At 74.0% G+C, this 13,273-nt stretch carries 9 protein-coding genes; 6 read left to right on the top strand and 3 right to left on the bottom strand.

All coding sequences use genetic code 11. The annotated features are described in order from the left end of the window. Positions 1-181: 181 nt before the first annotated feature. Entirely contained in the window at positions 182-799 is a 618-nt protein-coding gene (locus AB0O53_RS32340; RefSeq protein WP_351001226.1) for a DUF7691 family protein, read from the bottom strand. 120 nt (positions 800-919) lie between these two features. Here AB0O53_RS32340 and AB0O53_RS32335 point away from each other — a divergent pair, with 120 nt between their 5' ends. The 3 genes from AB0O53_RS32335 (at position 920) to AB0O53_RS32325 (ending at position 3,045) form a co-directional block, all read left to right on the top strand. Continuing rightward, on the top strand, positions 920-1,795 hold the full coding sequence (locus tag AB0O53_RS32335; RefSeq protein WP_365200365.1) for an arylamine N-acetyltransferase family protein: 876 nt from the start codon (positions 920-922) through the stop codon (positions 1,793-1,795). Positions 1,796-1,934: 139 nt separating this feature from the next. Continuing rightward, on the top strand, positions 1,935-2,189 hold the full coding sequence (locus tag AB0O53_RS32330; RefSeq protein ID WP_351001231.1) for a hypothetical protein: 255 nt from the start codon (positions 1,935-1,937) through the stop codon (positions 2,187-2,189). Positions 2,190-2,379: 190 nt separating this feature from the next. Further along, entirely contained in the window at positions 2,380-3,045 is a 666-nt protein-coding gene (locus AB0O53_RS32325; RefSeq protein ID WP_365200363.1) for a histone deacetylase, read from the top strand. Between the two features lie 66 nt (positions 3,046-3,111). Here AB0O53_RS32325 and AB0O53_RS32320 read toward each other — a convergent pair whose 3' ends face one another. Continuing rightward, entirely contained in the window at positions 3,112-5,172 is a 2,061-nt protein-coding gene (locus AB0O53_RS32320) for a PIG-L family deacetylase (protein WP_351001237.1), read from the bottom strand. Between the two features lie 286 nt (positions 5,173-5,458). On the opposite strand from AB0O53_RS32320, the gene AB0O53_RS32315 reads away from it, so the two are divergent. Then, on the top strand, positions 5,459-6,469 hold the full coding sequence (locus tag AB0O53_RS32315) for a quinone oxidoreductase family protein (RefSeq protein ID WP_351001239.1): 1,011 nt from the start codon (positions 5,459-5,461) through the stop codon (positions 6,467-6,469). A 24-nt stretch (positions 6,470-6,493) separates the two neighbouring features. Here AB0O53_RS32315 and AB0O53_RS32310 read toward each other — a convergent pair whose 3' ends face one another. Continuing rightward, positions 6,494-9,478: a PIG-L family deacetylase gene (locus tag AB0O53_RS32310; RefSeq protein ID WP_365200359.1), complete on the bottom strand. Its 2,985-nt coding sequence runs from the start codon at positions 9,476-9,478 to the stop codon at positions 6,494-6,496. A 191-nt stretch (positions 9,479-9,669) separates the two neighbouring features. On the opposite strand from AB0O53_RS32310, the gene AB0O53_RS32305 reads away from it, so the two are divergent. Continuing rightward, positions 9,670-12,687 (top strand): bifunctional [glutamine synthetase] adenylyltransferase/[glutamine synthetase]-adenylyl-L-tyrosine phosphorylase, encoded by a 3,018-nt coding sequence (locus AB0O53_RS32305; RefSeq protein ID WP_365200357.1) that lies wholly within the window; start codon positions 9,670-9,672, stop codon positions 12,685-12,687. A gap of 142 nt (positions 12,688-12,829) precedes the next feature. Beyond that, positions 12,830-13,267: a hypothetical protein gene (locus AB0O53_RS32300; RefSeq protein WP_351001248.1), complete on the top strand. Its 438-nt coding sequence runs from the start codon at positions 12,830-12,832 to the stop codon at positions 13,265-13,267. The last annotated feature ends 6 nt before the right edge of the window (positions 13,268-13,273 follow it).

Here is a 13,273-nt window from a genome sequence, read left to right as displayed (position 1 = left end):
GTGACAGGACCGGGGATGCCGTGGCGTGGGCCGGGCAGGCGGCCCACCAGCTGTCGCCGGCGGCGGAGCTGACCCGTACGCTCCAGGCCGCCGGGTGGGGGCAGGGGGCGCCGCCCCAGGTGCACTCGCCCCGCCCGGAGGCCGTGCCGGGCCTGTGGTTGTCCGCCGCCCACTCCGGCGGTCAGTGCATCCAGAAGAAGACCGTGTCCTCTGTGCGGCCCGCCTGCTTCGTGCGTTCCCATTCCCTGGCCTCGATCCGCATCGGCTCCAGCAGGACCTGGGCCGTCTCGCGGACTTCGGGGTCGAGGCGGTCCAGGACCGCCTCGTAGGCCTCGACCAGTTCGGCGGCACGGGAGGCCGGGAAGGTGCCGATGGCCGGGAGGGCGTCGCCCGGGTGCGGGAGGCGGATCGGCGGGCCCGAGAAGAGGAGTGCGGCGGGGGCCAGGTCGGCGGGGACCCCGTGGCCGGTCATCTCGTCGTCGACGGTGTGGAACCAGGAGGGCCGCCGCCAGTGGCCGAGGTCGTAGGTGTCGGAGAAGTTCATCGCCACCAGTGCCTGGAAGGCGTACCGGTAGCCGGGCTCCATGTCCGCGCTGGGGCTGCCCGCCAGCAGTTCCTCCAGGGCCTGGACGACTGGCACGTCCAGCGTGATGTCGTCTGCCTCGAAGCGGGCGTCGATCTGCGCGCACCGGTCCCGGGCGACGGCGAGCGCGCGCTCCTGTTCGGGCGTCCGCTCCACCGCCGTCAGCAGCCGGATCACGTCCCGCATGTCGCCGGTGCTCATCTCCAGGTTCCCCATGGCCCCATTCCTCCGTGTGTCGATCATGAGTTCGCGTATCGGTTCATGATCGATGATTCGGGCGGGGACTAGGTCCAATGGCGCATGGTGGCGAAGGGCCGGGGTGGGGAGAGTGGGGGGATGGAACCTCTCGACGATGCCCGTACCGATGCCTACCTGCGCCGCCTGGGGGTGGATTCGCGGCCCGGACGGGCCTCGCCCGAGGCGCTGCGCGAACTGCACCTGCTGCACCTGCGGACCGTGCCGTTCGAGAACCTGGCGATCCACCTCGGCGAGGAGATCGCGCTCACCCGCGACGCCCTCTTCGACAAGCTCGTGACCGCCGGGCGCGGTGGCATCTGCTACGAACTGAACGGCGGGTTCGCCGAGTTGCTGGTCTCCCTCGGGTACCGGGTGGAGCTCCTGCAGGCGCGGGTGTACGGCAAGGACGGCGAGCCGGGGATCCCCTACGACCACCTCGCGCTGCGCGTCGACGGGCGCTGGCTCGCCGACGTGGGCTTCGGCGAGCACAGCACGTACCCGCTCGACCTGGACGAGCCGGGCGAGCAGAAGGATCCCGGCGGGGTGTTCCTGATCAGGCCGGCCGGGGAGGGCACGGACGGCACCGACGGTACGGACGGTACGGACGGCACCGACGGTACGGACCGTACCGAGGGCGACCTCGACGTGCTGCGCGACGGCGTGCCCGCGTACCGGCTGGAGACCCGGCCCCGGGTCCTCGCCGACTTCCGGACCGGCGCCTGGTGGCACAGCACGAGCCCGGAGTCCGGCTTCACCAGGGGCCCGGTCTGCTCCCGGATCACCGAGGACGGCGGCCGGATCACCCTGCGCGACCACACCCTCATCACCACCTCGGCCGACGGCGACCGCGGCGAGGAGGAACTGGCGACCGACGAAGAGGTACGGGAGGCCTACCGCACCCGGTTCGGCATCGTGCTGGACCGGCTGCCCGTGCCGCTCCACCCCCGGCCCCAGGGGGTGCGCAGGGGGGCGTGAAGGGGGCGCGAAATGTCGAAACGATACAGCGGCGGGCATTGGAGTGAACTGCCGTTCCCGGCGGTGCCCCCGGGCTGTTGGACCGGCCGACGCGCACATTCACCAGCGCGTCGTCGTTCCACAGATCCTTAGGGGAGTCATGCGTATTCGTTCTGCTGTCACCGCGTCCGTCCTGGCCGCCGGCATCCTGCTGGGCGGGGCCGGTGCCGCTCTGGCCAACGACGGGGTCGACATCGACTACTTCTCCGGCGGTCGCGCTGGCTACTCGTCGAACTGCTCCTCGCTCGCCGCGGTGCCCGCCAGCCGCCCGGCGTTCACGGGCCCGGTCTACACCTCGAACTGTGTCGCGGACGGCGAGCTGGAGTGGGCGAAGGGTCACCACCTGGGCGCCTGACCCCGGCGGCCCGCGTTGCGGGGGCGGACCGACACCCACGTCGGCCGCCCCCGCGGCGTACCCGGGCTCCGGCGCACCCAGAGCTTTGGGGAGAACTTTGCCCGGTGTGTCGCATACGTTCCGCCCGGCGCGAGCAGGCGAACCGGTGGAAGCCGTACCGCGCAGCCCCGAGGACCCCGAGGAACCGTGCATGGCCGTACACACCGTTCGCCCGCTCACCCGGGCCGTACCCGCCCCCGAGCAGGTCTGGTACGCCTCCTACGGCTCCAACATGCACATGGACCGCCTCACCGCCTACATCGCCGGCGGGAGCCCGCCGGGGGCGACGCACGCCCACCCCGGCTGCCGCGACCGGCGCGCGCCCGAGCGCTCCGTCCCGGTCGAGCTCGACGGCCGGCTGTACTTCGCCACCGAGTCCCTGGTGTGGACCGGCGGGCGCGGCTACTACGACCCCACCGCCCCCGGCCGGCTCCGCGGCCGGGCCCACCTGGTGACCACCGGCCAGCTGTCCGACATCGCCGCGCAGGAGATGGCCCGGGAACCCGGCGCGGACCTCGACCTCACGACGGTCCTGCGGGACGGCCGCCACGCCCTCGGCCCCGGCCGGTACGAGACCCTCGTCTGCCCGGGCACGATCGAGGGGATCCCCGTGGTGACCTTCACCGCGCCGTGGACCCTGGGGGACGTCGCCCTGCGCACCCCGGCCGCCGCCTACCTGCGCCACCTGGCCACCGGCCTCCTGGACTCCGGCCCCTGGAGCCGGCAGGACACCGCCGAGTACCTCTCCGCCTGCCCCGGAGCTGCCGGCACCTGGACCCCCGACCGTGTCCACGCCCTCCTGACGGCCACCCCCTAGGCACGGCCACCTCCTGGGCACGGCCCCCTAGGTGCAGCCACCCCTGGGTACAGCCCCCCCTGAGCGTCAGCGGACCGCGCGGTGCCAGGTGGGGCGGGTGGGGGTGGACGGGGTGGTGAAGGTGTGGAGTTCGGCGTCGAGGCCGAGGACCGCCGTGGTCGTCGTGCCGCCCGCTTCCAGGACCGCCGCCGGGGCGCCCGCGAAGAGCATCCGGGACTCCGCCCAGGCCGGCGGGCCGCCGAGGCCGGAGGTGCTGACCGTGCCGCTGTCGGCGCGGCCCGCCACGTGGCGGCCCGCCGCGCCGACCGCTCCGTAGCCGGCCCGGCCGCCCGCCTCCGTGACGGCGGAGACCTGGGGCCTGGTCGCGGGCCCCGCCGTGACCACGGCGGTGCGCACCACCCCCGAGTCGGGCCGCCGGAAGTACAGGCGGACGCCCGCGCCGTCCGGGGAGGCCGTCAGGGGGACCGTCGTGGCGGGCAGGCCCGTCGGCGAGGGGCCGCGCAGCGGGCCGTCCGGGTCCGCCTGGGTCCAGGCCAGCACCGAGGCCGTGGTCGTCGCGTACACGTGCCGCCGTCCGGCGGCGTCGACCGCCGCGACCGGGTCGCTCTGCAGGTCCTCGCCGCCCAGGCGCTGCCAGGGGGAGAAGCCGCCGTCCGGCTGCTGGACGACGGCGCGCAGGGTGCGGCGGGAGTCGCGGAGGTAGACCGTGAGGAGGCCGCGGGCGTCGACCGCCGCCGCGGGGGCGCTGATCGCCGAGGTGCCGTCGTCGTCGCCCTTCTCGGGGGTGCCCAGCGACTGCCACGCGCCGAAGGCCCCGCCGGTCGAGACCTGGACGGCGTACACGACCTCGCGCCGGTAGTCCGAGGGGGCGGGGCCGAGGACGGTGCGGGTGGCGAGGACGGCGACGCGGCCGTCGGGCATCCGGGCGGCGGTCGCCCCCGGGTCGATGCCCGTGCCCGCGAGGAAGACCGCCTTCTCCCAGAGCCCGTCGGCGTCGCGCCGCCAGTAGGCCATGCGGCCGTCGAGGACGGTGAAGGCCCACAGGGTGCCCGGTGCCCCCTCCGTCAGCCAGGACGCGTTGTCGGCGCGGGTGTAGCGCAGCGACTGGGCCCAGTTGCGCCCGGTCGGGTTGCCCGCGACCTTGCGGTCGCCGCAGCCGGAGGGGCTTCCGCAGTAGTCCTGGTGGTCCTGCCAGGCGTAGGTCCGCAGGTAGCCGGTCTTCGTCTCGGCCGTCTGCGGGTCCAGCGAGTGCGGGAGCGTGCTGTTGTGGTAGCCGAGGTAGCTCTGGACCGAGAAGTGCGGGCGCCGCTGGACCTGTTCGGCGTAGGCGGTGGTGGCGGCCTGCACGAAGCGGGCGCCGTACATGTGGTCCTGGTGGTCGGTGAAGCGGCCGTTCTCCCCGTACCGGCCTGGCGTCGGGTCCTGCATGCGTATCGTCGTGGGCCGGTACTGCTCCAGGACCCCGGCTATCGCCTGTATCAGCTGGTCCTTGGTGTACGAGAAGCCCTGCTTGACCGGGGTCCCGGAGGTCAGCTGCGATTCCAGCGCGGGTATCCGGCCGTTCCACAGGCCGCGCAGGCTCTCGGGGGTTTCCTGGCCGGTGCTGCGGGCCTCGCGCAGCATCAGCCACACCAGGTTGACCTGCGGTTTGGCTATGAGTACGTCGACCTCGGCACGGCCCCCGCCGGCGGTGGGGACGACGGTGCGCCGCCACGCGCTGGTGCGGTCGCCGGTGGCCATCTGGGCGTAGGCGGACCGGATGCCGTTCTGCCGCGCCTCCGCGTAGTGGGCGCGGTCGGCGGGCTGTTCGGGATCGCTGGCCGCGTCGCCGTGCGCCTCGTTGCGGCCGTCGGACTCGCCCGAGGTGAGGTAGGCGGTGGTGACCTGGGTGCCGGAGCGCAGGGAGCGGCTGAGGTCGGGGTTCATGAAGAACAGGTCGTCGTCGGGGTGCGCGACGACCTGCACGACCGAGCCGGTGGTGACGCTCGCGGGCAGGACGACGGTCGGGGCCTTCCCCGGGGTGGCCCCGGCGGAGGTCTGCTGGCCGGAGGCCACGGACAGTACGCCGGTGGTGCCGGCTGTCAGCACGGTGAGCAGGGCCGCGAAGCGGCGACGGGTCAACGGCATCGGGCACGCCTCGGGTTCGTTCCGGCAGGAGAAATGACTGAGCAGTCAGAGAGAGGCCGAATCGGCGGACTTGGTTCACCGGAGCGGCCGATGACTCCTGTTGTGCGGAAAGCCGGGGACGGGGCGGATAAGTGCCGCCAAAGCGGAGGCTGTTCGTCCACTCCAGGCGGTGGCCGTGGCGGTGGCGGTGGCGGTGGTGGTGCGGACGCGCGGACCGGTCTGCCGGCCGGGAATCGGATCGCCATCAAGGGGGTTGGTGGGGGGACAAGCTGTTGATCGGAGGGTCATGCGAGCGATTCAGGTGTACGAGGTGGGCGGTCCCGAGGTGCTGCAGGAGGCCGAGGTGGACCTGCCGCGGCCGGGTCCGGGCGAGGCGGTCGTGGAGGTCGCCGCGTCCGGGGTCAACTTCCTCGACGTCTATCACCGCGAGGGCCGCTACAGCCTCCCGCTGCCCTTCACCCCGGGCGCCGAGGGCGTCGGCACGGTCGTCGAAGTCGGACCCGGTGTCGCCGACGTCGCGGTCGGGGACCGGGTCGGTTGGGTGGAGATTCCCGGCTCGTATGCCGAACGGGCCGTCGTGGACTCCTCCCGGCTGGTGCCGCTGCCCGACGACATCGACTTCGAGACGGCCGCCGCCGTGCTCCTCCAGGGCATGACCGCGCACTATCTCATCAAGGACGCCTACCCGGTTCGGGGCGGCGACACGGTGCTCGTGCATGCGGCCGCCGGTGGCATGGGGCTGCTTCTGACCCAGCTCATCACCCATCTCGGCGGCAGGGTGATCGGCACGACGTCGACCGCGGCCAAGGCCGAGCTGGCGAAGCGCGCCGGGGCCGCCGAGGTGATCCTCTCCTCCGCGGTCGACGATCTCGCAGCCGAGGTGAGGCGGCTCAACGGCGGTCAGGGACTGCCGGTCGTCTTCGACGGCGTCGGCGCGCACACCTTCGACGCGAGCCTCGCCAGCCTGCGGACCCGCGGCCATCTCGTGCTCTTCGGCGCGGCAAGCGGTGCCGTGCCGCCGTTCGACCCGATCAGGCTCGCCCACGGCGGTTCGCTGACCCTGATCCGGCCCAGCCTCGGGGACTTCATCGCCGACCGGTCCGAACTGCTGCGCCGGGCCGCCGATGTGTTCGAGTGGGTGCGCTCCAAGGCGCTCGAGGTCACCGTGACGGGCCGCTACGCACTGTCCGAGGCCGCCCGGGCCCACAGCGATCTGGAGGCCCGGCGCACCACCGGCAAGCTGCTCCTCGTACCCGATGCGGCCGCTGCCGGACCCCGCGAGGAGACGCGGAGCTGATCGCGGGGGACGGGGGCGGGGATCTCAGGGAGCGGCGTTGCGCGGGCCCACCGGCTGCCACGGCGCGAGGTACGCGTCCGGGGCGTCCGCCGACGAGGTCACGTACAGCCGCGCGTCGAGCCCCACCACCGCCAGGCTGACCAGGTTCCGCCCGGTCGTCGTGGAGGAGGGCGCGCCGACGAACATCAGCGGGGAGCGCCCCCACGGCCGGCCCGGCCCGACCTCCGAGCCGAGCTGTCCGCCCGCCGCGCGGCCCGCCAGCACGTGCCCGCTCGCCGTCACCGAGCCGAAGCCGTTCAGTCCGCCGAGGTCGGTCATGTTGTTGACCTTCAGCCCGTCGTCGGCCGTCAGCAGGGCGGTACGGACGTTGCCCGAGCCGGGCTTGCGGAACCACAGCCGCACCCCGCCCTCGCGGCCCGCCGCGGTCAGCGGCAGCGCGGTGTCGGGCAGCCCGGTGGCGGTGACGGGGCCCAGCGGGGCGCCCGGCCCGGGCTGCGCCCAGCCGACGACCGTCTTCGACGTCGCGGACAGGACCATGCGCCGCCCCGCGCCGTCGGTCGCGGTGACCGGGGCGCCGTGCAGGTCCTCGCCGCCGAGCTTCTCCCAGGGCCCCCAGCCGCCGTCCGGCCGCTGCACCCGGCCGCGCAGGCCGTACGCGCCGTCGCGCACGTACGCCGCCGGCTGCCCGGTGCCGTCGACCGAGACGGCCGGCGCGCTGATGTCGGAGGTCCACGTCTCGTCCGAGGTCTCGGGGGTGCCGAGCGACTGCCACTCGCCGAACCCGTCCGCCCCGGGCTGCGTCTGGACCGTGTAGACGACCTCGCGCCGGTAGTCGGCGGGCCGGGCACCGAAGGAGGTGCGGGTGCCGAAGACCGCGATGCGGCCGTCCTTCAGCGTCACCGCGCCGGCGCCCGGGTCCATCCCGGTGCCGGGCAGCAGGTCCGGTCCCCGCCAGGGGCCGACCGGGCCGGGCCGGTGCCAGACGGCGACCTGGCCGTCGAGCACCTTGAAGGCCCACAGGCCGTGGTCCTTGTCGGAGGTCAGCCAGTCGGTGCCGGTGCCGCGGGCGTAGTTGACGGTGTCCGTCCACCGGTTGCCGGACGGCCGGTCGGACACCTTGAGGTCGCCGCAGCCGGCGTCGCTGCCGCAGTGGTTCTGCCGGTCGAGCCAGGCGTAGGTGTCGAGGCTGTCCAGCTTCTCCTTGGCCTCCTGCGGGTCCAGGGCGCTGGGGAGGGAGCCGTTGAAGTAGCCGACGTAGTTCTGCACCGCGAAGTGCGGGCGGTCCTTGACGTCCTTGGCGTAGGCGGCGGTGGCCATCTGCACGAACCGGGCGCCGTAGAAGTGGTCCTGGTGGTCGGTGTACTGCTTGGTGTCGGGGTACCGGCCGGGGGTCGGGTCCTGGAAGCGGACGGTGGTCGGCCGGTACTGCTCCAGGACGCCGACGAGGGTCTGGACGACCTGCTCCTTGGAGTACGCGAACCGCTGCTTGACCGGGGTGCGGGAGGAGAGCATCGACTCCAGGCGGGCGACCTTGCCGTTCCACAGGCCGTGCAGGCTGTCGGGCACGTCGGCGTAGCCGTGGCCGGCCTCGCGCAGCTGCAGCCAGACGAGGTTGACCTGGGGTTTCGCGACGAGGACGTCGACCTCGGCGTGGCCGCCTCCCTTCGTCGGGACGACGGTGCGCTGCCAGGCGCTGGTGCGGTCGCCGGTGGCCATCTGGGCGTAGGCGGCGCGGATGCCGTTCTGGCGGGCCTCGGCGTAGGCGGGCTTGTCGGGCTTGGCGGCCGCCCCTTTGGCGGCGGTGGCGTTGATGCCGTCGGCTTCGCCCGCGGTGAGGTAGACGGAGGCCACGGGGTGGCCGGCGGATATGGAGTAACGCAGGTCCGGATTCATGAAGTACAGGTCGTCGTCGGGGTGCGCGACGATCTGGACGATGCGGCCGGGGTCGGGTACGGCGCCGGTCGCCTGCGGCGTTGCTACGGCAGGGGGGTGGGCGGCCAGGCCGGCGAGGGCTTCGTTGCCGCGGAGCACGAGCATGCCGGTGGCGGCGAGGGCCGCACAGAGGGCGACGGCCTTGACCAGGCGGGCCCAGCGGTGGGGCCGCTGCGCCTGCCGCTGCGCCTGCGGCGATGCTCCACGGGCCGGCGGTGTGACCCCGGGCCCGCCGGCCCGGCGCGCGGCCCTGCGGCCCTGCTGCTGCGGGGGTGCGGCTTCGGCTTCGTCCCGCGCCTGCGGCGACGCTCCGCCGGCCCGGCGCGCGGCCCTGCGGCCGCGCTGCTCCGGGGGTGCGGCTTCGGCTTCGCCCCGCGCGGCCCGGCGTGCGGCTCTGCCGGCGGTGTGCGGGGCGGTGGTGTCGGCCTCGGCCGCGCCTTGGCCGCCGGGGCGTGCGGCGGCCCGCCCGCGCTCGGTCTGCGACGCGGCCTGGGGCCCGCCGGCCCGGCGTGCGGCTCTGCGGCCGCGCTGCTCCGGCAGTGCGGCCTCGGCCGCGTCCTGTGCCTGTGGCGGGGGCCCGCCGGCCCGGCGGGCGGCTCTGCGGCCCTGCTGCTTCGGGGGTGCGGCGTCGGTTTCGCGGGCGCGCCGGGTGGCCCTGCGGCCGGTGTGCTGTTCCGGCGGTGCGGAGGCCCGTGCCGGGCTGTCGGCGGTGCCGGGGTCGGCCGCTGCCTCCGCGGCTGAGCGTGCGGCTACGGCCGCGTCGGGCGGGAGGCGGGTCTCCGGGGTGGGCGTCCCGTGGACCTGCTGCGACAGAAAGGGCTGTGGGAATCCCTGGGGCCCCTGCGGGTGCTGCGGGGCATGGTGAAACTCACGTACGGGCTCGGGGTGTTGGTGCTGGTGGGGTATGTGGGGCTGGTGGTACTGCTGGGGTTGCTGGTTCCACTCGGTCCACTGGTCCCACTGGTTCCACTGGTACTGCCCGTGCTGCTCGTACGACGCGTACTGCCCGTACGGCCCGTACACCGGTGGGACACCGTCGCCCGCGGCGGGACCGGGGCCGGGGTGTCCGTCGGGCATGGGGCTCCTCGTGGCCGGTCGGCGAGGAGCGGGCCCCATGACGCCATAAATGTTCGGATAATCCGATAATCCAGGCCATGGTACGTCCCGGTGAGTCGAACGCCTGCTCCGGCTAGGCTCGACCCAGGCAGGTCAGGGCAGTGCAACGCAGAGCCAAGGCAGTGGCAGCGACGACCGCGGGAGGCGGCGGGATGACGGTCCCGGGACGCAGGAGCAGCACCTTCATCCGGCTGCTCCGCAGCGGTTTCACCGACCCCTCCGCAGCCGCCAGGCTGCTCGACTCCGACGCGCTCGCCGCCGTACGCGCCGATCCCGTGCTCCTCGACGCCCTCGGCGCGACCGCCGACCCCGACCTGGCCCTGCGCGGCCTGGTCCGCCTCGCCGAGGCGCAGCCCGACGGCGAACTCCCCGGGCTCCTCGACACCCTCGTCAGCGCCAAGCCCCTGCGCGACCGCCTCCTCGGCGTGCTCGGCGCCTCCGAGGCCCTCGGCGACCACCTCGCCCGCCACCCCCGCGACTGGATCGACCTCGTCACCTACGAGGCCGCCGACCTGCACCCGGGTCTCCCCGAGTTCGAGCGCGGCCTCGCCGACGCCCACGACCCCGTCGCCCTGCGCGTCTCCTACCGGCGCTGCCTGCTCTCCATCGCGGCCCGCGACGTCTGCGGCACCATCGACGTCGCCCAGACCGCCGCCGAGCTCGCCGACCTCGCCACCGCCACCCTGCGCGCCGCCCTGCGGATCGCCACCGCCGCCGCCCCCGAGGACGCGGCCATCTGCCGCCTCGCCGTCATCGCGATGGGCAAGTGCGGCGGCAACGAGCTCAACTACGTCTCCGACGTCGACGTCATCTTCGTCGGGGATGCTGCAGTGGGGTCTCCCCACGGCGGAGCCGTAGGGGACGGAGCGGACGAGGGCAAGGCGCTCCAGGCCGCCACCCGCCTCGCCTCGCACCTGATGCGGATCTGCTCCGAGACCACCGTCGAGGGCACCATCTGGCCCGTCGACGCCAACCTCCGCCCCGAGGGCCGCAACGGCCCCCTCGTCCGCACCCTCGCCTCCCACCTGGCCTACTACCAGCGCTGGGCCAAGACCTGGGAGTTCCAGGCCCTCCTCAAGGCCCGCGCCGTCGCCGGCGACGAAGCCCTGGGCTCCGACTACATCGACGCCATAAGCCCCCTGGTCTGGCAGGCCGCCGAACGCGAGAACTTCGTCGCCGACGTCCAGAAGATGCGCCGCCGCGTCGTCGACAACATCCCGGCCGCCCAGGTCGACCGCGAACTCAAGCTCGGCCCCGGCGGCCTGCGCGACGTCGAGTTCGCCGTCCAGCTCCTCCAGCTCGTCCACGGCCGCAGCGACGCCACCCTGCACTCCGGCAGCACCCTCGACGCCCTGCACGCCCTCGCCGCCGGCGGCTACGTCGGCCGCGCCGACGCCGCCCAGCTGCACGACGCGTACCGCTTCCTGCGCGCCATGGAGCACCGCATCCAGCTCTACCGGCTGCGCCGCACCCACCTGGTCCCCGAGGACGAGAACGACCTGCGGCGCCTGGGCCGCTCCATGGGCCTGCGCACCGAACCCGTCGCCGAACTCAACAAGGCCTGGCGCCGCCACGCCTCCGTCGTCCGGCGCCTGCACGAGAAGCTCTTCTACCGGCCGCTGCTCGACGCCGTCGCCCAGCTCACCCCCGGCGAGACCCGGCTCTCCCCGCGCGCCGCCGGCCAGCGCCTGGAAGCCCTCGGCTACGCCGACCCGGCCTCGGCCCTGCGCCACCTCGAAGCCCTCGCCTCCGGCGTCACCCGCAAGGCCGCCATCCAGCGCACCCTGCTGCCCGTGATGCTCGGCTGGTTCGCCGACTCCGCCGACCCGGACGCCGGCCTGCTGAACTTCCGCAAGGTCTCCGACGCCCTCGGCAAGACCCCCTGGTACCTGCGCCTGCTGCGCGACGAGGGCGCCGCCGCCGAGAACCTCGCCCGCGTGCTGTCCGCCGGACGCCTCGCCCCCGACCTGCTGATGCGGGCCCCCGAGGCGGTGGCCCTGCTCGGCGACCCCGAGGGCCTGCAGCCCCGTACGCACGAGGCCCTGGAACAGGAGGTCCTGGCCGCCGTCGGGCGCGCCGAGACCCCCGAGGCCGCCGTCGCCGCCGCCCGCGGCGTGCGCCGCCGCGAGCTGTTCCGCACCACCGCGGCCGACATCATCGGCTCGTACGGTACGGAGGACAACCCGGCCGAGGAGGACCACGGAGCCCTCGTCGACCGGGTCGGCGGGGCCGTCTCCGACCTCACCGCCGCGACCGTCGCGGGCGCCCTGCGCGCCGCCGTGCAGTCGCACTTCGGCGACACCCTGCCCACCCGTTTCGCCGTCATCGGCGTCGGCCGCTTCGGCGGCCACGAACTGGGCTACGGATCAGACGCCGACGTCCTCTTCGTCCACGAACCCCGCGAGGGCGTCGACGAACAGGAGGCCGCCAAGGCCGCCCAGACCGTCATCGCCGAGATGCGCCGACTGCTCCAGCTGCCCACCGCGGACCCGCCGCTGCTCATCGACGCCGACCTGCGCCCCGAGGGCCGCTCCGGCCCCCTGGTGCGCACCCTGGCCTCCTACGCCGCCTACTACCGGCGCTGGTCGCTGACCTGGGAGAGCCAGGCGCTGCTGCGGGCCGAGCCGGTCGCCGGCGAGGAGGAGCTGGGCCGCCGCTTCATCGAGCTCATCGACCCGTTGCGCTACCCGGCGGAGGGCCTCGGGGAGGACGCCGTACGGGAGATCCGCCGCCTCAAGGCCCGGATGGAGTCGGAGCGGATGCCGCGCGGCGCCGACCCGACCCTGCACACCAAGCTGGGCCGCGGCGGCCTGAGCGACGTCGAGTGGACCGTGCAGCTGCTGCAGATGCAGCACGCCTGGGCCGAACCGGGCCTGCGGACCACCCGTACCCGTGAGGCCCTCGCCGCCGCCCACGCGGCCGGGCTGCTCCCGACCGACGAGGCGCAGATCCTGGACGAGGCCTGGGTCCTGGCGACCCGGGTCCGCAACGCCGTGATGCTGGTACGCGGCCGCGCCGGGGACACCTTCCCGTCCGAGGCCCGCGAACTGGCGGCGGTGGGCCGCTACCTCGGCTACGCGGAGGGCACGGTCGGCGAGCTGCTGGACGACTACCGCCGCATCACGCGCCGCGCCCGCGCGGTGGTCGAGGAACGGTTCTACGGGGGGTAGCCGATTCCGGAGGCCAAGCCGCCCAACGAGCCTGCTGTGCCTGGCAAGTACCTTCGCAGTTTGCATAGGATCAGCCTCCGATCATGGGGGAGGCGCAGAAATGACAGACGCGGCAGGTCCGATACCGGATCAGCAGGTCGACATGCGTGTGAACAGCGGTCCGCGGTCGGGCCCGTACGCTCCGGGTGCCACCGCGCCGTCGGTGGTGCCGTACGCCCCGGGCGTGACCCCGTCGCCGTCCGGGCCGTTCGTTCGGGGCGGGGCCTCGGACTTCGCCTCGTCGCCCGCCGAGAAGAACGCGGCGGCGAGCACGATACAGACCTATCTGGAGCCCGAGACCAAGAAGCACACCGGGGACGCGGACGAGGCCACCGAGGCCGCCCGGAAGGGCTTCGAGGGCTGGCAGACCGCGGCCGCCCTGAAGAAGGTGGCGGACACCTGGGACCAGCAGGTCGCGACCCTGTTGGGTCGCCTCGCCGGGGAGAAGGACGACCTGCGCCGAGCCTCGGGTTCTTTCGCGAGCAACGACATCGGCCTGGGCAACCAGTTCGCGTCGCAGTCGCAACTGAGCCGGATGTAGGGGTTC

Origin of the sequence: Streptomyces erythrochromogenes, assembly GCF_040684695.1 — a bacterium.
Classification (GTDB): domain Bacteria; phylum Actinomycetota; class Actinomycetes; order Streptomycetales; family Streptomycetaceae; genus Streptomyces; species Streptomyces erythrochromogenes_C.
This window is presented reverse-complemented; position numbering and strand designations above follow the sequence as displayed.